Below are 23988 nucleotides of genomic sequence, written 5' to 3'. Positions count from 1 at the left end.
TATGGCGGAGAGAGCGCAAGTTACGCGAGCGCCCTTCTTGCCAGCTCGGCCGCGCCGAGGATTCCTTGGTCGCCGCCGCAGCCCGGGGCGCAGATGTAGCTCTCCATGTCCTTAAGCTCGGCGGTCTGGATGTAGCCACCCAGATATTCGAGGGTCTTCTTGCGGACGATGCCGTAGAGCTGCTCCTGGTGCATCACGCCGCCGCCGAGGACGATGCGGCGAGGCGAGTACATGAGCACGAGGTTCGCGCACATCTGCCCCAGATAATCCCCCTCGAGCGCCCACACCTCATCGTTGTCCGCGAGCTCGGCCGCGGGCTTTCCCCAGCGCGCGGCGATGGCGGGGCCGGAGGCGAGCCCCTCGAGACAGCTCGCGTGGCTCGGGCAGACGCAGCGTCCCTCCTCGGTGGGACGGGTCCTTACCAGCATGTGACCGGCCTCAGGGTGCAGCATGCCGTGAAGGAGTCTGCCCGCGCACATGACGCCCGCGCCCACGCCGGTGCCGATGGTCACGTAGACGGCGTCCTCGAGCCCCTTGCAGCAGCCGAAGACCACTTCGCCGAGGCAGGCAACGTTCACGTCCGTGTCGTAGGCCACCGGAATCCCGAGGGCGTCGGCGAACGCGGCGCGAAGACCATGGCCTCGCCACGCGAGCTTGGGCGTCTGGAGGATGGAGCCGTAGCGCTCGTCGTTGGGGTCGACGCAGGTCGGGCCGAAGGCGCCGATGCCCAACGCGTCCACATCGCGGGCGGTGAACCACTCGATCATCTGCGGGACGGTCTTGGCGGGCGTAAGCGTCGGGGTCTCCATACGGTCGAGGACCTCGCCGTCGCCGGACACCACGGCACAGACCATCTTGGTCCCGCCGGCTTCGAGGGCGCCGAGCCTCATTTGCTTTTCGCTCATGTGATCCTCCTTACAAAGGGACGCCCGCAGTCATGGTCAACCGCGGGCGCCCATAACGTTGGCTTGTTTCGAGGCGACCCTACCTGGGCACGCGGTCCTGCCTTGCGGCAAACGGGGCGAGCACGGCGTGCGGCTCGCTTTGGTACCAGTAGGCGACGGTGGAGATGTCGTCCTCGCGCTCGTAGAGCTTGATGTCGTCGTTGCCGAGGTCCTGGAACGTCACGCGCAGGTCCTCCTTGAACGAGATCGGGTCGGGAAGGTGCCACCTGTAGAGGCCGTGCCTGGGCAGCGCGTCGTCGTTAGTCGCGAGCATCGGATTCGGGTTCGGCTTGCCCGCGCTGAAGCGGTCGCGCGTGGCGTCGCGCGTCGAGCGGTACGGGTAGCCGGCGAACAGCGTGTTGAAGCACTGCGCCTCGGGCAGCGCGTGGGGCGGCCTGTCGAGGAAGGCCCAGGCACCGCCGAAGTAGTCCTCGGCTCCCGTCGAGGTGACCGTGGGGAACTCCTCGTCGCCGTCGAGGAAGAACTTCATCTCGCCCTCGCCCCACCAATAGCGCTCCAGGGCGCACAGGGCCATGTAGGTGCCGACGTAGTAGCCCTTGCCGCGCACGCCGTCGAGCACGGTGTAGTCGACGCCCCTGCGGGTGCTGCGCTCGCGGTTAAAGCGGGCGTGGAAGTACATGGCGTCGTCCGGCACGTCGGTGAGCGCGTAGTTGAACGTGTAGAAGATGTACTTAATGAACCCGGGGTGCTCGCTCGTAAGCGTGACCTTGGCGTGCTTCCTGAAGGGCATCTCGAAGTAGCAGTTCATGCCGCCCGTCGGGTTCACGCAGATGGGCATCGAGTTGACGATGGCGCGCTCACCGAAGCCGTTGCAGAAGAAGTCGCCGACAGGGCACTCGACCGAGGGGGTCTCCTCGTCGTCCCAGTAGAAGCGCAGCACGAGGTCACGCATGACGAAGCTGCCGGCGGCGGTCTTGTCGGGGACGGTCATCCAGATGTGGCGGATGATGCCGGGGCCCTCGATGTCCGCGAGCGTGATGGTCTCGCCGGACTCAAGGGGCACGCAGCACGAGCCCTTGCGGCCGACGCCGAGGTGGCTGGCCGACATGGCGGCGCGGCCCTTCTCGCCCGTGATGTTCTCGGGGGTGATGGCGCGGCTTTCCTCACCGCCGTGCATCCACACGTCCTTAAGGAACTCTCTCATCGTCGACCTCCTCTATTCGTCGTCGTCGCACTCGGCGGAACTGGCACCGTTCACGTAGATGATCTGCTGGCGCGCCTCGTTGACGAGGGCGTCGAAGTCGAGTTTCTCGTCGGGGCGCGCGAGCGCGACCGTCATGGCGAGCGGGAGGTTGACACCCGCGATCACGTGGATCCGGTCGGAGGCGAAGCGGGAAAAGCGCTGGTTCACGCTGCCGCCGTACGCGTCGGTGAGGACGACGACCTCGTCAGTGCCCGAAAGAGCCGCCTCGACCGCCGCGTCGAGCCCCTCGCCGTTGTCGTTCACGTAGGCGCACACGGCGTTGACGGCGTCGCCCTTACCCGTAAGGAACTCGAGGGTGTCCTTGAAGCCCTGGGCGAGAAGGGAATGGCTCGCCACAACTATCTTTCTCATTGATTCACCAATCTCTTGGGTCGAAGCTAGGCGAGGATGCCGGCGGCGGAGGCGACCATCGCGAGGACGATCACCACGAGGATGAGGGCCGTCATGCTCGCGTTCTTCTTGGTAAGAAGGTAATACGCGCTTCCCGTGATGGCGGCGGGGATCATGGCAGGCAGGATCTTGTCGAGCAGCGGCTGAATCTCCATCGCGACGTCGCCGAAGCTGAAGCTAATCGGGCAGGTGACGCCGATGACCGAGGCGATGAGGCAGCCGACCACGGTGAGGCCGAGCACGGAGGCGGCGGCAGTGAGGTTGGGAAGCTTCTCGCTGAAGTCGGTGACGAGCTTCACGCCCTGCTTGTAGCCGAACTCGAGGGCGTGCATGCGGACCCAGAAGATGGCCAGGATGAGCGCGAACCAGATGCCGGCTCCCACGGGGTTGCCCTCGATGGCCATGTAGGCGGCGATGGAGCCCATGATGGTCGGGATCATGGTCATGAGCAGGGAGTCGCCGACGCCGGCGAGCGGTCCCATGGTGCCGATCTTCAGGTCTTGGACGGCGTCCGCCGCCGCTAGGCCGTCGCGCTCCTCCATGGCCACGCAGGCGCCAAGGATGATGGCGGCGAGCCAAGGCTGGGTGTTGTAGTAGCGGAAGTTGTTGTTGAGCGCTTGCTTATAGTCCTCGTCGTTCGTGTAGATCTTCCTCAGGACCGGCGAGAGGGCGTAGGCGACTGAGGCGCCCTGCTGGGTCTGGTAGTTGAAGGTGCACACGCTCATGAGCCAGCGCCAGTTCGCGTTGCGCAGGTCCTTCTTGGTGACCTTGTAGCCGGAGGGCTTGCCCTCGGCGACGGCGGTGATGTTCTCGTTTTCCATGGTTACTCATCCTCTCCGATGAAGGCGTCTGCGGAAGCGTGGGCGGCGAGCTCGGTGTCCCTCTCGGCACGCTGGTAGAACGCAATCGCGAGGGCAACGCCGACGATGGCGGCGCCGATGATGGGCACGTTCAGGAAGGCCGAGAGGAAGAAGCCGGCGAGCAGGTACTGGAAGTACTTGGCGGTTGGCATGTAGCGGAGCAGCATGGCGATACCGACGGCCGGGAGCATCTTGCCGGCGAGGGTGAGGCCGGAGAGGAACCACTGGGGCATGACCTCGAGGAGCCAGTTGACGGCGGGCTGGCCGAGCGTCACGGAGACAAAGACGGGCAGGGCGGCGCACAGGCCGAAGAGCGCGGGGCAGACCCACAGGATGGCGTTCATCTGATTGAACTTACCCTCGTTGCAGAACTTCTGGGACTTCTCGACGACAAAGCCGTTGAGGATCTTGGCGACGACGTCGAGCTGGATGCCGAGCATGCCGACCGGCAGGCCGATGGCGAGGCCCGTGTCGGAGCCCAGGGTCACGCCGTAGGCGGTGGCGATGATGGCCATCGTGCCGTAGTCGGGAATGGAGGAGCCGCCGAAGCCCGCGACGCCGAGCTGCATGAGCTGAATGGTGCCGCCGATGACAAGGCCGGTCTTCCAGTCGCCCATGACGACTCCGGTGATGAGGCCCCAGAAAACGGCGTAATTGACGAAGATCATCGGGATGCCGTAGTAGTCCACGTGCTTGATGAAGGCCAGCAGGGTCAAAAGGACGACCTGCAGGATAGTGAAGTTGACCATATTTCCCCCTTAGATGAGGTCTGCGACGGAGACGGGCTTGTCGGCGGGCACGAACTGGGCCGTCACCTTGACGCCACGGGCGATGAGCGCCTTGTAGCTCTGGACGTTCTCGGCGGAGGCGTAGGCGCGCTGGGTGAGCTGGATGCCGTCCTCCTTGACGAGCGAGCCGCCGACGACCAGCGACGGGAGCTCGACGCCCGACTCGACCAGGCGAAGCATCGTCTCGGGCTCCTTGGCGATGACGAAGACCTTCTCGCGGTCGTACTTGCCCGCGGCGAAGTTCTTGAGCGCGGTCTGCTCGGAGATGATCGAAACGGCCATGCCCGCGGGGCGCGCCATCCTCATGGTGGACTTCAGGACCTCGTCGCCGGCGACCTTGTCGTCGATGACCATGACTCGGGTCGCGCCCGACACCGGGGCCCACTGCGTCACGATGATGCCGTGAAGCAGGCGATTGTCGATTCGTGCCATAACAACACTCATGTTTGCTCCTATCAAATGAAGTTTTACGTTCGGTACTGCCTCGGCGCTATCCGGATTCGCGCCGGGCAAGGGGTTATCGGATTATTGAGGACGCGCGGTCAGCTTGCGGCGGCGCGGGGAAGGTCACTCGTCGAGCAGGAGGTCCGAGGAGCCGAGGCGCTCTTCTCGCGCCGGGGCGGCGCTCACGCTTATGTAGTCGAAGACATATGCGATCTCGCTTACGGGAACCTCTACGCGATAGCGCGTCGAGATGCTCGAGAAGCTCTGCCTGAAGGACTCGATGAAATCGGCGCGTTCCTCCTCGAAGCGGTCCTGGCCAACGTAGGTCTCAATGGGGTTTCTGGTAACAAGGCGCTCGACGAGACAGCAGAGGTGAACGTAGAGCCCAATGATGGCGTTGCTGCCGATCTTCTCGCCTGTCCTGCGCTGAAGCTCGTGCACGGCGCTCTCGATCTCATGGAATAGCCGCTCCGGGTCGAGGATGGTGATGGAGCGGATGACGTTCTGCAGCGTCATGTTCGAGAGCAGCTTCTCGTGGAAAGAAGAGAGCTCGGAAGCGTCAAGCCACCTGCCGAACACGACATCAACCTTAGAGGCGGACGCCGTCGACATGATGTCCTCGAGGGCGACGAAGGGGACGGAGGCGACCCCGGGGTCTCCCGTGCCGATGACGGCGCAGACGCGGTGCTCGGAGAAAACGGCGTCGTTCGACCCGTTCGCGACGAGCTGCTTGAAGGGCCTCGTGAGCAGGCGCGCGCCTATGGTGCGCGGGAGGCTCTGCGAGACGAGCTGGCGTATCCTCTCCGCGGCGTCGACCCCGGACTCGGAGCAGAAGACGATGGCGTCCTCACGGTTGACGCGCTCGATCACCTTGCAGTGCGTCACGCACGCGGCGGTCGCATCGCCAAGAACCTCGGCGATGGACTTGCCGCCGAGCAGCCCGACCCCGATCTCGAGCGCAAGACCGGTAGAGACGTTGTTCACCACGCCGATAGTGGAGTCGGTAACGTTCTCGAGGGCCTTATAGGCCTCCTCCAAGGAGCCCATGTCGACGAGGAACACGACCCCGGTGCAGTAGGAATGGCGGTCGACGAGGCGCTGGAGCGGACCGACGATGTCCTTCAGCTGCTGGTCGTAGGGCATGTCGACAGCCTCGTACACATGCATGCCGAGCATACGGTTCGCCGCGTCGGCGATGCTCGTCGCCGTTGAGTAGCCGTGGGACAGGATGACGCAGAGCGTCCGAAGGGCCTTCGCATCGCGAGACTCCGATGCGACGCACAGCGTCAGAAGCGTCTTCGTGAAGTGATCGAGCGAGATTCCCAGCGCCCCTTCCACGTCTGCGGCGACCTGATCGGAGACACTCGAGGCAAACGGCAATTCGGAGGTCACGGCACCGAGGAGATGGGAGATTTGCTCCGCACAGGCAGACTTTCGCTTAGCCAGGCCGATACCCGGCCACAACTGCAGGCAAACCTCCTGGGCCAGTAGAAAAGCGACCTTCCTCGAAAGCTCGATGCCATAAGAAGAGCCTGCGTCGGCAAGGACCGCGCCCACGACGCGCTCGAAGGCGCGCGACCTCGAGGAGGCGACGCCGTGGTCGAAGATCAAGTGATCCTCAACGCCGCGCACAGCGGAGACAGCTTGCGAGACAAGCTCGGAGACAGAGAGCTCCCCGGCGCAGAATCGCTCATCGAGGGAGCACAGGGCATCGAGCGCCTGCTCGACCGGCCCTGTGCTCTCGGCGGCATCCAGAGACGCGTCGATCAGAACGCCATCGTCGGGCTGTTGATCGATCTGCGCGGAGGAGAGGAGCCCGCTGGGAAGAAGATACGGGCGAACGACGACGTAGTCGCCCTCGCGATTGAGGAACGCTTTGGCGCAGCAGTTCGTCACGCAGGCGCGCAAGCCGGCGATGTTATCGGAAAAGTCCGCGTTCACGAGGCAACGGTATGCGCCGCGGCTGATCTTCACATCAGAACCGATTCGGCACCCCTCGCTGCGCAGGAAGCTCAAGATGAGATCCTCGCGCTCCTCGGGGGTCCGCTCCTTGAGTGAGGGGACGCGGGCACAGATGGGCATTTTGCTGTAGGCCGAGGAAACCTTCAGGTCATCGGCGGATAGCGTCGTCGAAAGAACGAGGCGAGCGCGCGGCGCATCCTGGGAGGCATCGAGCCCGAGGGCCGTCGCAAGGCAGTGCTCCATCGCAGAGGGAGAGAGTGCCTCGATGCCGTTGACAAAGACCACACCCCCGCGCGCATTCGCGATCGACTCGTCAAGAAGCCCGTTGAACGAGGCGGCGTCCGGGACCCCGGCGCAGTCGATGCGCACATAGGAGGAGTCGCGGGACAGCAAGCCCTGGTTCTTGCCGTACTCGTACACAAGGCGAGAAAGGAAAGACTTACCGACACCCACGCCGCCGCTCAAGAGGATGGGCAGGCCAAACGGAGGGTACTGAACCGCAGCCTTGCACTGCTCGACAACGGAGCTGAGGCTCATGTCGAAGCCCACGGCACGCGCGAAGTCGCGGTGATCGGCGATTCCCGTCGCCTGGATGAGGTCGGCGAGCGAGGCGTACTCGCTTGCAGAGAGCTTTACCTGAAAACGCTTCTGGAACGCGCGGCGATGAAAATAACGGACAGGCCTGCCCGCCACCTTAACCACAAGACCGGCGCGAACAAGGTCGTTGAGGTACTGGCTCGCCAGGCTCCTGGAGATGATGAGTGTCTCGGCGATGTCGGAGGTGGACAGACGGGCAAGGTCGTCGAGCGAGACGGCAGAGGTGAGGGCCTCGAGATGCTCGAGAATCCTGTCCCTCATGTCGACGGGTTTCTTTGCCAAGCTGTCCTGTGTGGTCTTGTCCATGACTTCTTACCTCCTCGTACAAGGAGTATAAGGGGAGAACAGAGAACGGAAGGGGGCGCGTGGGGGAATCAACAGCTCCGAGGAAAAGTCCACCACTTGAGGGGCAGAAAACAACGGCCATTGAACATTCAGGGCCGACGCTCAACACTTCGGCTCGACACTTCGCTTTGGAAAGGGCCCCGGCGCGCCGGGGTCCCAACATAAAGAAGGGCCCCGGCGCGCAGGGCCTAAAGCTTAACCATGCGCGCGGCGATGCGGGCGCAGTCGCAGGCGGCCTTCTTCTCGAAGGTGTTGTAGTCGACGACCCGGCCCTCGGCGCAGGGCTTGTCGCTGATGGCGCGCACGACGACGAGGGGCACGCCGTTGAGATAGGCGGCCTGCGCGATGGTGCAGCCCTCCATCTCGCAGCACAGGTCGCCGAAGATCGCGAGGATTCGCTCCTTCTGTTCCGCGGGCGAGACAAACTGGTCGCCGGAGACGACGCGGCCCTTGAGGACCTTAATGTCGGGGGCGACGGCGGCCGCGGCGGCGCACGCCGCCAGCAAGGGCCGGAGCGGATCGCGCAAGATCAAGGCGTCGCCCGGGAGGTCGGGCGTTACCGTCAGCCGGCGCCGCGTCTGCCGCATCATGAGGGAGAACGGCCTGGCCGGCGCATACGGCAGGAAAAGGTTCAAGGTGCACCCCGGGGCGATCAACGAGGCCGACGTGTCGAACGTCGTCGCGCGCGGCTTCGGCGGCAGGGCGCCGTACACCCATATATGCAGCGACTTGGCCTGCGTGCGCGTCGGGGCGTCGTGGAACTACGTCTGCCTGCTCGTCGACCTCTGCAACGGGGAAATCGTCGGCCACTCCGAAGGATCGAGGAGGGACGCGCGAGCTCCGAGCCAAGCTCTTGGATTACGTGCACTGGTACAACAACTTCAGGATCCACTCGACGCTGGGCTACATGTCGCCGGTCGAGTTCAGGGAGGCGGGGCCGTCCCTCCCGGAATCGTCCAAATAAGTGTTGCCAATCCATAGCCAATCCAGCCATCATCTTCGCGAAGGCGGACGTCAGGAAAAGCTCGGCTTGAGCTCGGTCGGACGCGGTCTGTGGGGCATCATTCAGGCTCAGGGGGTCTCCTTGTCTTCTTCGGTCGCAACCTGAATGATAGGGACGGCCCCTTCTCTCTTTCCCCTTCGTTTTCGACGCGTCACCCTCTCGGCGGGCTTAAGGCCCGCGCTCGCGGGTGCAGGGGCTACGCCCAACCCCAAAAACGTAACGCCGTGCTCGAAGCGTTTCCGGACGTCAGCGTAATCTCAAATCCCGTTCGTCAACTCATGGGCAAGCCACCTGAGACTACTCATTTCTCCTACTGGCAATGAAGACCTGCGACCTGCAGTTTTGCAAACTGCTTGAAAGCCACCTGCGTTGATTCACTTCCTATTGCAGCTGGCGGCTTGCACGCGAAAAGGCATTTAAGTTTCAAAACGGGCGTTTTCGGCGCTATCGAGCCTCCAAAGGCATCCCGTCGCGCCCTTTGGGACAAAAACAAAAACTCAAAGCCCTGAGTTCGAAAATAGTTTTTGGAGTTGTCCCGACTTTTGTCCCCGAAGCCGACGAAACGCGACAGGGTGTCACCTGGCGGCACTCGATTCGAGACGGCACCGAAAACTGGATGCAACCGGAATGACAGGACGGCAGAACCGAAGCCATCGAGTGGGGATAGAAAAAGGCCCGGGTGCCGTGGCATCCGGGCCTTTGCTAGCAACTTGATGTTGCGGGCAGCTTAGAACTTGTGGCCGCACTTCTTGCAGACGCGCAGCTTGTTCTTGCCGTCCTTCTCGTGACCGACGCGGGTAACCTTACCGCACTCGGGGCAGACGAGATTGACGTTGGAGGCGTCGATGGGAGCCTCCTGCGAAACGATGCCGCCCTGCTGGTTGGCAGCGTTGGGCTTGACGGCCTTCTTGACGACCGAAACGCCCTCGACAACGACCTTGTTCTCGGCGGGGAGAGCACGCAGGACAACGCCCTGCTTGCCGCGATCCTTACCAGAGAGAACCTGGACCTTATCGCCCTTCTTGATATACATATATCTCCCCTAACTACAGGGTCTCGGGAGCGAGCGAGACGATCTTCATGTACTTCTTGTCACGAAGCTCGCGAGCGACGGGCCCGAAGATACGGGTGCCGACGGGCGAACCATCGTTGTTGATGACAACGCAGGCGTTCTCATCAAAGCGAATGTAGGAGCCATCCTTGCGGCGGATCTCCTTAACGGTGCGAACGACGACGCAACGGACAACGTCCTTCTTCTTGACGTTGGCGCCAGGGGTAGCCTCCTGGACAGCACCGATGAACACATCGCCGATGCCTGCATAACGACGCTTGGAACCGCCAAGCACCTTGATGCAGCGAATCTTGCGAGCGCCGGAGTTGTCGGCGACGTTCAGCATGGTTTGCATCTGAATCATGGTAGATGTTCCTCCGAACTAAGAACCGAAGAGAGGTGCGCAGCCTTTATACGGCCCGTGGTATGCAAGCCAGGCATACGCACATCTTCGGAAACGTACAAGTCGTAAGAGCGACTGCTTATTTAGCGCGCTCGACGACCTCGATGAGGCGCCAACGCTTCATCTTGGACATAGGACGGGTCTCCATAACGCGGACGGTGTCGCCCACGCCAGCCGTGCACTCCTCGTCGTGAGCGTGCAGCTTCTTGGAGCTGGTCATCATCTTGCCGTACTTGGGGTGACGCTTGCGCTCGGTGATGGTGACAACAATGGTCTTGGCACCGGAGACGGAGGTAACGACACCCGTACGGACCTTACGCGAGTTACGCGAATCAGTCATGTTCTCTCCTTAGGTCCTACTCGGCGACAGCGGACTTCTCCGCTGCGATCTCGCGGGCGCGCTGCTCCGTGAGGACGCGAGCGATGTCCTTCTTCACGGTGTTGACGCGAGCGGTGTTGTCCAGCTGGCTGGTGGCCATCTGGAAACGAAGGTTAAAGAGCTCGGCGCGCATTTCCTTCAGCTTCTCAACGAGCTGAGCGTCCGAGAGCTCACGAATCTCTGCGGGCTTCATTAGTTCTCCTCCTTGGCGGCGGCGGCGTCCTCAGCAGCCCACTTGGCCTCGAGAGCGGCCTCCTCAGCCATCTCCTTCTCGATGCGCTGCTCAGCGTTCTTGGCAGCAACAATCTTGGTCTTGATGGGAAGCTTGTGCTGTGCAAGACGCAGAGCCTCGCGAGCGACCTCCTCGGGCACGCCCTTGACCTCGAACATGATGCGGCCGGGCTTGACGACGGCCACCCACTCCTCGGGGTTACCCTTACCAGAACCCATGCGAGTCTCGGCAGGCTTCTTGGTGATGGGCTTATCGGGGAAGATCGTGATGTAGACACGACCGCCACGCTTCATGTAGCGGGTCATGGCAATACGAGCGGCCTCGATCTGACGGTTGGTGATCCAATGGGCCTCGAGAGCCTGGATACCAAACTCGCCGAAATGCAGCTCGGTATTACCCTTGGCCTGGCCCTTCATGGAGCCACGCTGCACCTTGCGGTGAAGAATACGCTTAGGGGCAAGCACTACTGACCCCTCCTCTCGGAGTTACGACGACGAGGACGGGAAGAGCCCTCGAGTGCAGGGTTGGGAACAGGCTGGCCCGGGAGCTTCTCGCCCAGGTAGATCCAGACCTTCACGCCGCAAGCGCCCATGGTGGTGCTGGCGACAGCCGTGCCGTAGTCGATCTTGGCACGGAGGGTGTGCAGAGGCACGCGACCCTCGCGGTACCACTCACGACGGCCCATCTCGGCACCGCCGAGACGACCGGAGCACTGGATACGGATGCCCTTAGCGCCGGCCTTGCGGGCAGACTGGACAGCCTTGCGCATAGCGCGACGGAAGGCAACGCGGCCCTCGAGCTGCTCGGCGATAGACTGAGCAACGAGGTTGGCGTCGAGCTCGGGGCGCTTGATCTCGACAACGTCGACGGAGAGCTGGCCCTTGGAGACGCCAGCGACCTTCTCGAGCTCGATGCGGAGGGTATCGATCTCGGCACCCTTCTTACCGATGACAACGCCGGGGCGAGCGGTGAGGATGATGACCTTCACCTTGTCGCCAGCGCGCTCGATCTCGACGCGGGAGACAGCTGCGCGGGAAAGACGCTTCTCGAGGTACTTGCGGATCTCGAGATCGTTACCGAGGGTCTTAGCGTAATCCTTCTCTGCGAACCAGCGGGAGCGCCAGTTCTCGGTGATGCCAAGACGGAAGCCGGTGGGGTAGACTTTCTGACCCATACAGCTTTACGCCTCCTTTCGAGGAGCAACGACGACGGTGATGTGGGAAGTACGCTTCAGAATGCGAGAAGCGGAACCCTTGGCGCGGGGACGGATGCGCTTAAGCGTCGGACCCTCGTCAACATAGGCAGCGGCGACAACCAGGTTGTCGGCACGCAGACCGTTGTTGTTCTCGGCGTTCGCAACGGCGGAACGGAGAACCTTCTCGACATCCACGGCGACGGCGCGGTCGCAGAAGTGGAGGATGTCGAAGGCCTGAGCGACAGGCTTGCGGCGGATCAGATCGACCACCAGGCGGGCCTTGCTGGGGGAAACACGCACGTACTTAGCGACGGCGCGAACCTCGGTGGCCTCAGTTTCAATAGACTTAGTTGCCATTTACGGTTAACCCCCTATTTGGCCTTGTGGCCACGGAACGTACGAGTCGGCGCGAACTCGCCGAGCTTGTGACCAACCATGGACTCGGTAACATACACGGGCACATGCTTGCGGCCGTCGTGGACGGCGATGGTGTGACCAACCATCTCGGGGAAGATGGTGGACGCGCGGGACCAGGTCTTCACGACGTCCTTCTTGCCAGCCTCGTTCATCGCGGTGATACGCGAGAGAAGGCGAGTCTCCACGAACGGGCCCTTTTTGAGACTTCTGCTCATAAGTGCTTTCTCCTAAAACTCGGTATCCGAAATTACTTCTTACGGCGACGAATGATGTGCTGGTTCGAGACCTTCTTCTTCTTGCGCGTACGAAGGCCCTTCGTCGGCTTACCCCAGGGGGTAACAGAGGGACGACCAGAGGTGTGGTTCTTGCCCTCGCCACCGCCGTGCGGGTGGTCGACAGGGTTCATGACGGTACCGCGGACGGTCGGGCGCACGTTCATGTGACGCTTACGGCCGGCCTTGCCGATGACGATGTTGGCGTGATCGGCGTTGCCGACCTCACCGACGGTGGCGCGGCAGGTAACGAGGATGCGGCGCATCTCGGAGGAAGGCATACGGACGATAGCGTACTTGCCCTCCTTACCCATCAGCTGGCAGGAGTTACCGGCGGAACGGGCGATAGCAGCGCCCTTGCCCGGCTGGAACTCGACGGCGTGGATGAGCGTACCGACGGGGATGTCGGCGAGGGGCAGAGCGTTGCCCGGCTTGATGTCGGCGTCAGAACCGGACATGATGGTCTGGCCGACCTCGAGGCCCTTGGGGGCCAGGATGTAGCGCTTCTCACCGTCAGCGTAGTGCAGCAGAGCGATGCGAGCGGAACGGTTCGGATCGTACTCGATCGTGGCAACCTTGGCGGGCACGCCGTCCTTGTTGCGCTTGAAGTCGATCACGCGGTAACGACGCTTCACGCCGCCGCCCTGGTGGCGGGTGGTGATGCGGCCGTTGTTGTTACGACCGGCCTTCTTGGGCAGGGGCTCGAGAAGAGACTTCTCGGGCTTGGTGCAGGTGATCTCGGAGAAATCGGAGATCGTCTGCCAACGCCTACCAGCGGAGGTCGGCTTAAGGTGCTTTACAGCCATTACAATCCCTTTCAATAGGAATCCGTTAGCCATCGCAGACAGGGATTCGAGGTTCTGCCTCGGGTGCGATGACACCGGACGTATACACGGTTCCGGGCGTGTCCATTTTATACGCCCGAAACCTTGAGCTCTCGCCTCCCCTATTTGGGAGGCATGAGCTCACTCAACAGCAGCGAGTCTTAGGCCTGGTTGCCAAAGACCTCGATGGTGTCGCCCTCGGCCAGCGTGACGATGGCCTTCTTCCAAGAACGGGTCTTGCCGGCGACATAGCGCACGCGCTTGGTCTTGGGCTTGACCGTCAGGGTGTTCACGCGAACGACCTTGACGCCGAAGATCTCCTCGACAGCGTCCTTGATCTGATACTTGTTAGCATCCTTGGCGACCTCGAACGTGTACTTGTTCAGCTCCATGCCGGAGAAGGAACGCTCGGACACGATCGGACGGATGATGATCTCGTGGGCGGTCATTTATGCAAGCACCTCCCCGAAGTGAGCGGCGATGTCGGCGGGCATCAGCACAGCGTTGTTGTTGACGAGATCGTAGGTGTTGGCCTCGTCAGCGGTGATGATGAACGTCTTGGGAATGTTGCGGAACGACAGGTAGGCGTTGACGTCCTCATCGCGAACGATGATGGTCAGACGCTTGCCCTCAAGGCCGAGAGCCTTGAGCATGGCGACGGCAGCCTTGGTGGAAGGCTTCTCGAAGCCGTAGTCGTCGACGAGCACGAGCTCGCCATCGGCCAGCTTGGCGGACAGCGCGGAGCGCATAGCCAGCTTGACCTCCTTGTTGTTCATACGCTTAGCGTAGGAACGGGGCTTGGGGGCGAAGACAACGCCACCGTGACGCCACTGGGCAGCACGGATGGAACCCTGGCGGGCACGGCCGGTGCCCTTCTGACGCCAAGGCTTCTTGCCGCCACCGGAAACCTCAGAGCGGCCCTTAGCGGACTGGGTGCCCTGACGCCAAGAGGCCATCTGGCACTTGACGATGTGGTGCATAACGTGGATGTTCGGCTCGATGCCGTACACCTCAGCGGCGAGCTCGGCCTCGGCGACCTTCTTGCCCTCGCTGTTCTTTACTTCAAACTTTGCCATTTAAGTGTTCTCCTTGGTATGACGCTGGGCTAAATGGGCTGGGCCCTTAGGCCATACGGATGGCGACGAGACCATTCTTGGCACCCGGGACAGCGCCCTTGACCAAGATGAGGTTCTGCTCGGCATCGATGCGGACAACGGAAAGGTTCTTGACGGTAACGCGCTCGTTACCCATGTGACCGGCCATCTTGACGCCCTTGAGGACGCGCGCAGGATAGGCGCACTGACCGATAGAACCGGGGTGACGCTGGAAGTGAGAACCATGCGTCATAGGACCGCGGCGCTGACCCCAGCGCTTGATGCGACCCTGGAAGCCCTTACCCTTGGAGGTACCGATGACGTCGACCTTCTCGACATCAGCGAAATCAGCGACGGTGACGACCTCGCCGACCTTGTGCTCCTCGCCGTTCTCGACGCGGACCTCACGAAGGAAGCGGACAGGCTCGACGCCAGCCTTGGCGAAGTGACCAGCCATGGGCTTGTTCACGTTCTTGGCCTTGATGTCGCCGAAACCGATCTGGACGGCGTCATAGCCGTCGGTTGCCTGAGTTTTAACCTGCGAGACAGCGCAGGGGCCAGCCTGGATGACCGTGACGGGAACGACGTTATCGTCCTCGTCCCAAACCTGGGTCATGCCAATCTTGCGGCCGAGAATCATGCTGATCAAGATATGATCCCAACTCTCGCGTGGTCTTGGGACAATGCGTACACCACCGAGCGTACGCCCCTAGAGGACCACTACTTACACGACGTGCTCCCCAGTCTTGTATTGCGCCCGGACTACCTGACAACCCTATTAAGCAGGCATTTTGTCCAGCCAGAATACTCCCCTGGTTACACACAGCTGTTTAGTATACACGGCTGCGGGCGTATCCATCGAGATTCATATTTCACTCACATTGTTTACGCAGGTAAAGTGCGTGGATGGCTCCTGGGCACGTCGGAGGGCCGGAGAAATATATTAAGGTCCCTGCTCTACAGTCCTGCGCAAGACGGAGAGCACATTAAGTGCTCTCCTTTGCGTGCGGAACTCGCGATGACCTTAATATATTTCTCCGGCCCTCCGCCGTGCTCGGGAGACGACACGTTGATGTCTGCTTAACTCTGCTCGCTCAGGCTAATGACTTTGTTGGGGGTCCACTATTTGCTGGAGGGTGAACTTGCATTGCATTGGCTCGCCCTCTACTTGTGGCTCCGCCTCATCAAAATCGAAAATCATAATGGCGCAGTTGGGGAGTTTTGTTGGGAGCTCGAAGCCCTCTGGGGCTGCAGCCTTGATGAATTGGCGGCTGGCGCTGCCGTGGCTTACTGCTAGAAGGGTTTCGATGCCCTCAGAGCCCATGAGATTGGTGAGGGTGCCTACCATGCGCTCCTGCAGGGCATGACTTCCTTCTCCTCCAAAGGGGACCAAGTCCTCGCCGGGGTCCCAGACGTCGGTGGGTAGGGCGTCGTGGGGGCCTTCTTCGAAGGTGCCGTAGCTGCGCTCGATGATGCCTTCGCAGGGCTCGACTGCTGCATCCCGGCCGAGGAGTTCGGTTGCGACGAGACTTGCCGTGTCCATGGCTCGGCCTAAGGGCGAAGAGACCACTTTGTCGGGAACGACGTTGTGGGCTTTGAGCCACGCGGCTGCCATCCCGGCTTGCTGACGACCCAGGTCGGTCAACGGAGAATCGCAGCGGCCCTGGACGAGCTTTTTAACGTTGAATTCTGTCTGACCGTGGCGGAGTAGATATAGACGCTTCATGCTCTCCCCTTCTGTATAACTTGCTTTGCTGGCACAGCCCTACTCGTGGGTATGGCCGACATAGTCTTCGTCGATCGTGATCTTGGCAATCGACTTGGGATATTCGGATTCGACACGTTTCGCCAACGCGCGCTTTAGGTCCTCGGCGTTCATCGTCAAATCCGAGGGTCGTACGCAGTCAAAGATCACGTTGGTATGCGTGGGGCCCGGAACACAGCGTAGGTCGTGGATCGAGAGGCGGCTATCAATCTCTTGAGCCATAGCGTTGATGCGCAGACGCATGCTCGCCACCTTTGGATCGTCGGTCACGATGGGATCGTAATGGAGCGTGACGATCATGCCGTCTTCGACCCTAAACGACTGCTCGATGTTATCGAGCGTGTCGTGACTTTCCAGCGGGCTGGCCTCGGCTGCCATCTCGGCGTGAGCGCTTGCGAACTTCCTGCCCGGGCCGTAGTCGTGAACCATCAAATCGTGAACGCCCAAAACGCCGGGGTAGCTCATGATCTTGTCTCGAATGTGCTTGACCAGCTTTGGATCGGGTGCCTGGCCCAAAAGCGGGCTCACCGTATCCAGGATGAGCTCAAAGCCGCTCCAGCCGATATAGGCGCCAACGGCAAGGCCGACCCATGCGTCAAGATTGATGTGCGTCACCTGCGAAACAATTGCGCACGCCAGCACGGCACCCGTAGCTAGGACATCGTTCTTTGAGTCCTGAGCGGTCGCATGCAGCGTCTCGGACTCAATGCGATCGCCGAGCTTTTGGTTGAGGGCCGCCATCCAGAGCTTAACAATCATCGAAAGCACCAAGACTGCCACCAGGGCAAGCGAGAACTCGACAGGTTCGGGGTGGATGATGCGCTCAACCGAGGACTTCACCAGCTCAACGCCAATCAGCAGCACGAGCGCCGCCACGACCAGACCCGAGAGATACTCGTAGCGGCCATGTCCGTAAGGATGCTCGGGGTCGGCCGGCTTGCCCGCCAGCTTAAAGCCAAGCACGCTCACGATGTTCGAGCTGGCATCGGACAGGTTGTTCATGGCGTCCGCCACAATCGAAACCGATCCCGACAGCACGCCAATTGCACCCTTCGCAGCGCAAAGCGCAACATTAGCGAGAATACACACTATGCCCGTCAACGTTCCCACGCGCGCACGGTCGCCCTGCGCACGACGAACAATCCACTCGACCATCCTCATCAGTCCCCACGGTACTACCTATATATCTATTGCTCAAACGGATTGTAGTGTAGCCACTTTGCCCCCCAGATACAAAAAGGCCGCAACCCACACGGGCCACGACCTTGGAATGTGCCATGCGGGACTGCCCCTTTGTCGATCGATTTATGCGCTTGCTTCAGCAGCGCTCGCCACTGTTTCGAGCGAATCAGCTGCGTCTTCTGCCGCCTGCATCTTTGTCGGCACCACGCCAAAACAGCAGCTCAGCGCCGCAGACACCGCAAATGCTGCGCCGCCGGCAGCGCAGCACCACAGCAGATTCGAGATGCCGCCCGTGGCAAAGCCAATGACCATAAGGACATTCGTCATGCCGATGGTATAGGCCGTAACGTGGCCCACGGCCGCAACAAGGCCTCCGACGGCGCCGCCAATGGCCATGCATGTCAGACACCTGCCATATTTAAAGCCGCAGCCGTACAGCGCCGGCTCGCTTACGCCGCCAAGCACGCCCGAGATCGAATAGCCCAGCATGAGCGCCTTCTCGTCCTTATCCACAACGCGGAGCGACGCGCCAAAGGGCATGCCCCAAACGGCGAACGTCGCCATCGTCGCAGCGATCAGAATGCACGAATCCGTTCCCACACTCATAAACTGCGCATAGGCGAGCGATAGGACAACGTTGCTGACACCCGCGATCTTAAGAAACTCCCAGCCCGCGGCAAGTCCCATAAGCGTGAGCAGCGACACGATGCCACCGGAATTGCCAAGCATAAACATAAGCTGTCCCAACAGCATGCCCAGATAGCTGCCCGCCGGCGCCGTAATACACAGCGAGGCCGGAACCATGACGAGCATGGTTGCAAACGGAACAAACGAAAACGCCACGGCCTTAGGGATAACGCGCTGGAAGAAACACTCCACTCGCCATAGCACGGGTACCGAGATGAGAACCGGAATAACAGTCGTTGTGTAATCGTTGACCGGCGCGGGAAGCAGACCATACACGAAAGTCATCGCTGCCCCCGTCGTCGATGCGGCATCGACGAGCTTAAGCAGATCGGGCGCAATCAATACGCCGCCCAGCATCATGCCCAGCTGCTCCGAGCAACCGAGCTGGCGGGCGGCCGCCCAACCAAGATAAATGGGCAAAAAGTAGTAGCCGGCGTTATAGAGCCAACTGTAGAACAGGCGATAGATTTCGGAATCGGCAGACCACAGGTCCAGCATGCCTTCGCCCATAATGACGGCGGCGGTGCGGAACAACGCCGCGCAAACAATAAACGGCAGCGCCGACATCATGCTTTTGGACAGATAGTCCACCACGGCCATGGCGTTTGATGAAACCGTCGTTGTAAACGAGGTGTTAGAAACTTGTGACATGGAACGCCTTTCCCAATGTGACATGCGGGCTGTCCCTTTGTCACATCGTGCGGTACTGACCGATTGCGCGGTACTTTTCGTAGCGGAGGTTTGTGAGGGTCGCGTCGTCGAGCTGCCCAAGCGTATCGAAGGCATCAAATGCCGAGGACATGACGACACCGGCGATCTCCTCATGCGACAGGCCCCTATCGTCAACAATGCCGTCGATGATGCCGAGCGCCAACAGATCGGGGGCCGTGAGCTTAAGCGCCTCAGCGGCCTCATTCGCGCGCTCGGTATCCTTCCACAGGATCGACGCACAGGCCTCGGGGCTCACGACCGAATAGGCCGAGCTCGAGAGCATCAGGATGCGGTCGGCCACGGACAGCGCCAGCGCGCCACCAGAGCCGCCCTCGCCTGTCACCACCGAGACAATCGGCGTCTTAAGGCCGCTCATCTCCATGAGATTCTGGGCAATCGCCTCGCCCTGGCCGCGCTCCTCGGCACCGATGCCGCAAAACGCGCCCGAAGTATCAACCAGGCACAGAACCGGCCGACCAAATTTCTCGGCTTGGTGCATCAGGCGACGTGCCTTGCGGTAGCCCTCGGGATGCGCCATGCCAAAGTTGCGACGCATGCGCTCTTTGGTCGTGGTACCGCGCTCGATGGCGATAACCGTCACGGGTCGCCCGTCTTTCCAGCCGATGCCGCCCACCACGGCAGCATCGTCGCCAAAGTAGCGGTCGCCGTGCAGCTCTACGAATCCGTCGAGACCCAACGAGATCATCTCGCCTGCCGTGGCGCGGTTCGCCGAGCGAGTCTGTTTGACGATTTCGAGCGCGCTTTTTGGTGCGGCCGAGCGCTTAAACAAGTGTCCCAGCTTTTTGTCGCGACGACCCGTATGCACGATCTCATGCGGTGCCCCCAGGCCGGGCGCGTGCCCTTCGTGCAGCGCCAGCAGCTCGCCTACCGTGAGCGCAATCTCACCACGCGGAACAACGGCATCGCAAAAGCCGTGCTCCAGCAAAAACTCGGAACGCTGGAATCCCTTGGGCAGACGCTTGTGCATGTTCTGCTCGATCACGCGCGGGCCGGCAAATGCCGTCAGGGCATCGGGCTCGGCCAGGATAATGTCGCCCTCCATGGCAAAGCTCGCGGTTACACCTCCGGTCGTGGGATCGGTGAGCACCGTGATATACAGGCCGCCCGCCTCGCTGTGGCGCCTAACCGCCGCAGAAATCTTGGCCATCTGCATGAGCGAGGTCACGCCCTCCTGCATGCGGGCGCCGCCCGATACGGTAAAGCCAACGACCGGCAGCCCCAACTCGGCCGCGCGCTCAAAGACACGACAGATCTTCTCGCCCACCACGGAACCCATCGAGCCCATCATAAAGTTGGCATCCATAAAGAAGAGCGCCGTATCGCAACCGCAGATTTTGCCCCTGCCGCACACAACGGCATCGCGCTCGCCCGAACGCTCGACCGCGCCCTTGAGCTTGTCGGCATAACCGGGAAACGAGAGGAAGTCCTCCGACGCCAGATTAGCATCCCATTCCTCAAACGTGCCCTCGTCGACCGTCATGCGCATGCGCGCGCGACCGCTCACGCGAAAGTGTTTGCCGCAACGAGGACAGACCTCGAGGTTGTCGTGCAGGCGTGCCTCATCGATCACACGGCGGCACTCCGGGCACTTGATAAACACGTGGCGCGCGGGAAACTCGGCGCACGACTCGGTCATCGGCCCCTCGAGGACGTTGACCGTCTTCGCTTTTCTATTCATCAGCATAGAGATGCCCCATCAGATCGATGTGGTACATGCCCGACAAGAACTCATCGTTTGCCAGCACGTCGAGCTGCAGTTCGCTGTTTTCGCTCACGCCTTCAATCACGAGCTCGCCCAGGGCCGAGCGCATCTTACGAATAGCGCCGTCACGCGTGGGCGCACACACGATGAGCTTGCCGAGCATGGAGTCGTAGTACGGCGGAACTTTCGCTCCGGTAAACATGGCGGAATCCCAGCGCACGCGCGGACCACCCGGCACACGCAACGCGGTGACCGTTCCACATGACGGTAGAAAGTCCGGCGTTTCGGCATTGATGCGGCACTCCATGGCGTGGTTGCGGACCGGTACGTCCTCCTGCTCAAAGGGCAGAGGCTGGCCGGCAGCCACGCGCAGCTGCCACTTAACCAGGTCGGTATCGGTCACAAACTCCGTAACCGGATGCTCCACCTGCAAGCGCGTGTTCATTTCCATAAAGTAGAAATTGCCGTCATCTGAGTACAAAAACTCGATGGTGCCAGCGCCCTCATAGCCAACGGCACGAGCCAGGTCGCGCGCGGCCTTGTGCATGCGCGCGCGAATATCATCGCGTCCGTCGAGGCACGGCGCGGGGCTCTCCTCGATCAGCTTTTGGTTGCGGCGCTGCACCGAGCACTCGCGCTCGCCGAGCGAAAACACATGGCCCTGCTTATCGGCCATAATCTGTACCTCAACGTGATGCGCCGGCGCAACGAGCTTCTCCATGTAGCACTCGCCGTCGCCAAAAACGGCCTCACCCTCGGCACGCGCCTCGATGAACGCCTTTGCCGCATCTTCCACGCGCTCGACCTTGCGAATACCGCGACCGCCGCCGCCCGCGCGCGCCTTAATAAGCACGGGGCAGCCGATGCGCTCGGCCTCGGCCGTTGCTTCCTCGGGGCTTTTGAGCAAATCGCAGCCCGGCACGATGGGCACGCCCGCAGCAGCGGCCGTTCGGCGTGCGGCGTCCTTGTCGCCCATGCTGTCGATCACCTCGGCCGAAGGACCGACAAACGCCAGACCGAACTTGTCGCAGTCGCGCACGAAGCTCGCCTTCTCGGAAAAGAAGCCATAGCCGGGATGAATTGCCTTAGCTCCCGACTTTACGGCACAGGTGAGCACGGCATCGTCGTTGAGGTAGCTCTCGGCAAGACGCGGGCCGCCGATGCAATACGCCTCGTCGGCAAGCTGCACGTGTAGCGCGTCCGCATCGGCCGTGGAATAAACGGCGACGGTCTTGATGCCCATATCGCGGCACGCGCGGATAACACGGACCGCGACTTCGCCGCGGTTGGCGATGAGCACTTTGTCGAACATGAAGCCTTCCTTAACTTTCGTGCACGAGTGCAAAAGACATATCGGCGCGGCAGCAAACCTCACCGTTGACGCTCGCGGTACCCGTCGCAAAGCGGAACGGCCCGCGCGCACGCGTGATGGAGCACACCAGATCCACCGTGTCGCCCGGGCGCACCGGACGCTTAAAGCGCACCTTGTCCAGACTCGTGTAGAACGGCGTCGCGCCGCGCGCCTCCTCATCGCCCATCAGCAGCACGCAGCAGTTCTGGGCGAGCATCTCGCACTGAATCACGCCGGGGACGACCGGGTTTCCCGGAAAATGCCCCTGCAAAAAGTACTCGTCGCCTGTAATCGTGATCTTGCCGTGGGCCTCGTCGCCCACCAGCTCGGCTTCGTCGAGCAAAAGCATCGGCTCGCGATGCGGTAACAGCTTCTTGAGCTCTTCTTTGTTCATGGATATCACCTATCCGATCCTCATGAGGCAGCTGCCAAACTCCACGAGGTCGCCGTCGGCCACGCAGATCTCGAGCACCTCACCGTCTGCCTCGGCCGTCACCTCGTTGAGAACCTTCATGGCCTCGATGATGCAGAGGGTCTCGCCGGCCTTGACCTTGGAGCCCACGCGCACAAATGGCTCGTCGCCCGGCGCAGGGGCAGCATAGAAGACGCCCACCATGGGAGCAGTCACCTCGGTGCCCTTGGGCTCCGGCGCGGCGGCAGGTGTCTGCGTGGCGGGTTCCGGTGCGGCAGGCGCGACTGTGGGAGCTGCAACTTGAGCGGCCATGGCGCTCGGCATAGGCATGGGCACGGCAACCGGCTGCGCCACACTCGCGCGCTCGAGTTCGACCGCGGTGCCATCGGGCTCCTCAACGCGTACGCGCGTGAGGCCGCGGTCCTCCATCACATCGGCTATCTCGGCAAGTCTTTTGGAATCCATGCTCTAGCTCCTCGTATATCTACGCAGCGCGATGGCGGCGTTGTGCCCGCCAAAGCCCAGGTTGGTCGAAAGCGCCCAGGTAAGGTCGGCGCGAACCGCGCGATTGGGCGTGTAATCAAGATCGCAGGCGGGATCGGGCGTGTGGTAGTTAATGGTCGGCGGCACCACGCCCTGCTCGAGTGCCATGGCGCAGGCCATGACCTCAATGGCCCCCGTGGCACCGATCATGTGCCCGGTCATCGACTTGGTCGACGAGACATGTGCGGCGCGCGCTGCGTCCTCGCCGAGCGCTCGCTTAATGCCCGCCGTCTCGGACGAATCATTAAGCTTGGTCGAGGTGCCGTGGGCATTGATGTAGAGGCCCTCGGAAGGCTTGACGTCGCCCTCGGCCACCGCCAGCGATATCGCGCGGGCAATGCCGGCAGCCTCGGGATCGGGACTCGTGATGTGATAAGCATCATCGGTGTTGCCGTAGCCCACGACCTCGGCATAAATGTGCGCACCGCGTGCCTGCGCATGTTCCATGCTCTCGAGTACCAGCACGCAAGCGCCCTCGCCCATCACAAAGCCGTCGCGGTCTGCATCGAACGGGCGGCAAGCCGTCGCAGGATCGGGGTTGGTGGTCAATGCGCGGCAGGACGTAAAGCCTGCAACGGCATCGGGGATAATGGCCGCCTCGGCGCCGCCCGCGAGGATCGCGTCGGCATAGCCGTGCTTGATGGCGCGGAACGCCTCGCCCACCGCATGGGCCGAGGTCGCGCAAGCAGTCACGACTGGCAGGGTCGGTCCCTTTGCCTTGTGGCGGATCGCGATATTGCCCGAAGCCATGTTGGGGATCATCATCGCAATCATATAGGGCGATGCGCGGCGAGGTCCACGATCGGCGATCGTGTGGACGTTGTCGACGAGCGTCGTCATGCCGCCCACGCCCGAGCCCACGTAGACGCCCAGACGCTCACGATCGATGGCGCCTTCGACATCAAAGCCCGCATCGTGCATTGCCTCGTCCGAAGCCGCCATCGCAAACTGAACGCAGGGGTCGAGATGCTTGGCGTCACGCTTGCCAAAGTACTCGTTGCCGTCAAAGCCCTTGACTTCGGCCGCCACCTTGACGGTAAACGCATCGGTATCGAAGTGCGTGATCGGGCCGATGCCACAGGTCCCGGCGCACATGGCCGCCCAGGTGGCAAGCGCGGTGTTGCCGAGCGGCGATACGGCACCGATGCCGGTGATTGCAACTCTCTGTTCCATCATGGTCTCCTCATCC

At 61.8% G+C, this 23988-nt stretch carries 28 protein-coding genes and 1 pseudogene; 1 reads left to right on the top strand and 28 read right to left on the bottom strand.

Features of this window, described 5'->3' with window-relative positions:
• Nucleotides 1-20 precede the first annotated feature (20 nt).
• The 8 genes from DW661_RS05180 to DW661_RS05145 form a co-directional block, all read right to left on the bottom strand.
• A complete protein-coding gene (locus DW661_RS05180; protein ID WP_197032763.1) occupies nucleotides 21-905 on the bottom strand; it encodes an ROK family protein in 885 nt (294 codons plus the stop codon).
• 79 nt (nucleotides 906-984) lie between these two features.
• Nucleotides 985-2109, bottom strand: coding sequence for a glycoside hydrolase family 172 protein (locus tag DW661_RS05175; protein ID WP_172676343.1), 1125 nt, complete (start codon nucleotides 2107-2109; stop codon nucleotides 985-987).
• Nucleotides 2110-2121: 12 nt separating this feature from the next.
• Complete coding sequence (locus DW661_RS05170) at nucleotides 2122-2520, bottom strand: PTS sugar transporter subunit IIA (RefSeq protein ID WP_089572475.1); 399 nt, start codon at nucleotides 2518-2520, stop codon at nucleotides 2122-2124.
• Nucleotides 2521-2546: 26 nt separating this feature from the next.
• Entirely contained in the window at nucleotides 2547-3380 is an 834-nt protein-coding gene (locus DW661_RS05165) for a PTS system mannose/fructose/sorbose family transporter subunit IID (protein ID WP_117638024.1), read from the bottom strand.
• Between the two features lie 2 nt (nucleotides 3381-3382).
• Complete coding sequence (locus DW661_RS05160) at nucleotides 3383-4168, bottom strand: PTS sugar transporter subunit IIC (RefSeq protein WP_089572477.1); 786 nt, start codon at nucleotides 4166-4168, stop codon at nucleotides 3383-3385.
• Between the two features lie 9 nt (nucleotides 4169-4177).
• Nucleotides 4178-4651, bottom strand: coding sequence for a PTS sugar transporter subunit IIB (locus DW661_RS05155; RefSeq protein ID WP_089572478.1), 474 nt, complete (start codon nucleotides 4649-4651; stop codon nucleotides 4178-4180).
• Between the two features lie 123 nt (nucleotides 4652-4774).
• The gene (locus DW661_RS05150) at nucleotides 4775-7516 is read right to left on the bottom strand and encodes a PRD domain-containing protein (RefSeq protein WP_118934870.1); all 2742 of its coding nucleotides are present in this window, start codon (nucleotides 7514-7516) and stop codon (nucleotides 4775-4777) included.
• Between the two features lie 227 nt (nucleotides 7517-7743).
• On the bottom strand, nucleotides 7744-8088 hold the full coding sequence (locus tag DW661_RS05145; protein ID WP_233543590.1) for a 5'-methylthioadenosine/S-adenosylhomocysteine nucleosidase: 345 nt from the start codon (nucleotides 8086-8088) through the stop codon (nucleotides 7744-7746).
• Between the two features lie 329 nt (nucleotides 8089-8417).
• On the opposite strand from DW661_RS05145, the gene DW661_RS10305 reads away from it, so the two are divergent.
• Nucleotides 8418-8519 (top strand): IS3 family transposase, encoded by a 102-nt coding sequence (locus DW661_RS10305; protein WP_231501554.1) that lies wholly within the window; start codon nucleotides 8418-8420, stop codon nucleotides 8517-8519.
• Between the two features lie 766 nt (nucleotides 8520-9285).
• Here DW661_RS10305 and rplX read toward each other — a convergent pair.
• From rplX to fabF, 20 genes and pseudogenes are all read right to left on the bottom strand, one after another.
• The gene (gene rplX / locus DW661_RS05135) at nucleotides 9286-9591 is read right to left on the bottom strand and encodes a 50S ribosomal protein L24 (protein WP_006235043.1); all 306 of its coding nucleotides are present in this window, start codon (nucleotides 9589-9591) and stop codon (nucleotides 9286-9288) included.
• A gap of 13 nt (nucleotides 9592-9604) precedes the next feature.
• A complete protein-coding gene (gene rplN / locus DW661_RS05130; protein WP_006235041.1) occupies nucleotides 9605-9973 on the bottom strand; it encodes a 50S ribosomal protein L14 in 369 nt (122 codons plus the stop codon).
• Nucleotides 9974-10091: 118 nt separating this feature from the next.
• Entirely contained in the window at nucleotides 10092-10352 is a 261-nt protein-coding gene (gene rpsQ, locus DW661_RS05125) for a 30S ribosomal protein S17 (protein WP_006235040.1), read from the bottom strand.
• A gap of 16 nt (nucleotides 10353-10368) precedes the next feature.
• Entirely contained in the window at nucleotides 10369-10584 is a 216-nt protein-coding gene (gene rpmC, locus DW661_RS05120; protein ID WP_006235039.1) for a 50S ribosomal protein L29, read from the bottom strand.
• Nucleotides 10585-10691: 107 nt separating this feature from the next.
• Nucleotides 10692-11087: pseudogene (rplP, locus tag DW661_RS05115) on the bottom strand (50S ribosomal protein L16); the annotation flags it as partial.
• Nucleotides 11087-11797 carry a 30S ribosomal protein S3 gene (rpsC, locus tag DW661_RS05110; protein WP_117638027.1) on the bottom strand — a complete coding sequence of 237 codons (711 nt, stop codon included), beginning with the start codon at nucleotides 11795-11797 and terminating at the stop codon, nucleotides 11087-11089. The pseudogene rplP and the gene rpsC, both read right to left, overlap by 1 nt.
• 6 nt (nucleotides 11798-11803) lie before the next feature.
• On the bottom strand, nucleotides 11804-12175 hold the full coding sequence (rplV, locus tag DW661_RS05105) for a 50S ribosomal protein L22 (protein WP_006235036.1): 372 nt from the start codon (nucleotides 12173-12175) through the stop codon (nucleotides 11804-11806).
• A gap of 14 nt (nucleotides 12176-12189) precedes the next feature.
• Nucleotides 12190-12450, bottom strand: a complete 261-nt coding sequence (gene rpsS / locus DW661_RS05100) for a 30S ribosomal protein S19 (protein WP_006235035.1) — start codon at nucleotides 12448-12450, stop codon at nucleotides 12190-12192.
• A 32-nt stretch (nucleotides 12451-12482) separates the two neighbouring features.
• Nucleotides 12483-13313, bottom strand: a complete 831-nt coding sequence (gene rplB, locus DW661_RS05095; protein WP_055250219.1) for a 50S ribosomal protein L2 — start codon at nucleotides 13311-13313, stop codon at nucleotides 12483-12485.
• A gap of 179 nt (nucleotides 13314-13492) precedes the next feature.
• Nucleotides 13493-13780, bottom strand: coding sequence for a 50S ribosomal protein L23 (gene rplW / locus DW661_RS05090; RefSeq protein WP_022094197.1), 288 nt, complete (start codon nucleotides 13778-13780; stop codon nucleotides 13493-13495).
• Nucleotides 13781-14407 carry a 50S ribosomal protein L4 gene (gene rplD, locus DW661_RS05085; protein WP_006235032.1) on the bottom strand — a complete coding sequence of 209 codons (627 nt, stop codon included), beginning with the start codon at nucleotides 14405-14407 and terminating at the stop codon, nucleotides 13781-13783.
• Nucleotides 14408-14453: 46 nt separating this feature from the next.
• Nucleotides 14454-15074 (bottom strand): 50S ribosomal protein L3, encoded by a 621-nt coding sequence (gene rplC, locus DW661_RS05080; protein WP_035137484.1) that lies wholly within the window; start codon nucleotides 15072-15074, stop codon nucleotides 14454-14456.
• A gap of 450 nt (nucleotides 15075-15524) precedes the next feature.
• On the bottom strand, nucleotides 15525-16151 hold the full coding sequence (locus tag DW661_RS05075) for a histidine phosphatase family protein (protein WP_118934868.1): 627 nt from the start codon (nucleotides 16149-16151) through the stop codon (nucleotides 15525-15527).
• A 39-nt stretch (nucleotides 16152-16190) separates the two neighbouring features.
• Nucleotides 16191-17345: a cation diffusion facilitator family transporter gene (locus tag DW661_RS05070; RefSeq protein ID WP_233547457.1), complete on the bottom strand. Its 1155-nt coding sequence runs from the start codon at nucleotides 17343-17345 to the stop codon at nucleotides 16191-16193.
• A 150-nt stretch (nucleotides 17346-17495) separates the two neighbouring features.
• Nucleotides 17496-18710 carry a PTS fructose transporter subunit IIB gene (locus tag DW661_RS05065; RefSeq protein WP_147356421.1) on the bottom strand — a complete coding sequence of 405 codons (1215 nt, stop codon included), beginning with the start codon at nucleotides 18708-18710 and terminating at the stop codon, nucleotides 17496-17498.
• 40 nt (nucleotides 18711-18750) lie between these two features.
• Nucleotides 18751-20469: an acetyl-CoA carboxylase, carboxyltransferase subunit beta gene (gene accD / locus DW661_RS05060; protein ID WP_233547456.1), complete on the bottom strand. Its 1719-nt coding sequence runs from the start codon at nucleotides 20467-20469 to the stop codon at nucleotides 18751-18753.
• Nucleotides 20462-21805 (bottom strand): acetyl/propionyl/methylcrotonyl-CoA carboxylase subunit alpha, encoded by a 1344-nt coding sequence (locus DW661_RS05055; protein WP_118934860.1) that lies wholly within the window; start codon nucleotides 21803-21805, stop codon nucleotides 20462-20464. Before DW661_RS05055 ends, accD begins: the two co-directional genes overlap by 8 nt.
• 10 nt (nucleotides 21806-21815) lie before the next feature.
• Nucleotides 21816-22238 carry a 3-hydroxyacyl-ACP dehydratase FabZ gene (gene fabZ / locus DW661_RS05050; RefSeq protein ID WP_055250231.1) on the bottom strand — a complete coding sequence of 141 codons (423 nt, stop codon included), beginning with the start codon at nucleotides 22236-22238 and terminating at the stop codon, nucleotides 21816-21818.
• Nucleotides 22239-22247: 9 nt separating this feature from the next.
• On the bottom strand, nucleotides 22248-22721 hold the full coding sequence (gene accB, locus DW661_RS05045; protein ID WP_117629227.1) for an acetyl-CoA carboxylase biotin carboxyl carrier protein: 474 nt from the start codon (nucleotides 22719-22721) through the stop codon (nucleotides 22248-22250).
• Nucleotides 22722-22724: 3 nt separating this feature from the next.
• Complete coding sequence (fabF, locus tag DW661_RS05040) at nucleotides 22725-23972, bottom strand: beta-ketoacyl-ACP synthase II (RefSeq protein ID WP_089572489.1); 1248 nt, start codon at nucleotides 23970-23972, stop codon at nucleotides 22725-22727.
• Nucleotides 23973-23988 lie beyond the last annotated feature (16 nt).

Origin of the sequence: Collinsella sp. AM24-1, assembly GCF_003470325.1 — a bacterium.
In the GTDB taxonomy this organism is placed as follows: domain Bacteria; phylum Actinomycetota; class Coriobacteriia; order Coriobacteriales; family Coriobacteriaceae; genus Collinsella.
Note: the sequence above shows the minus strand (reverse complement) of the source record. Positions and strands in the feature narration are given on the sequence as shown.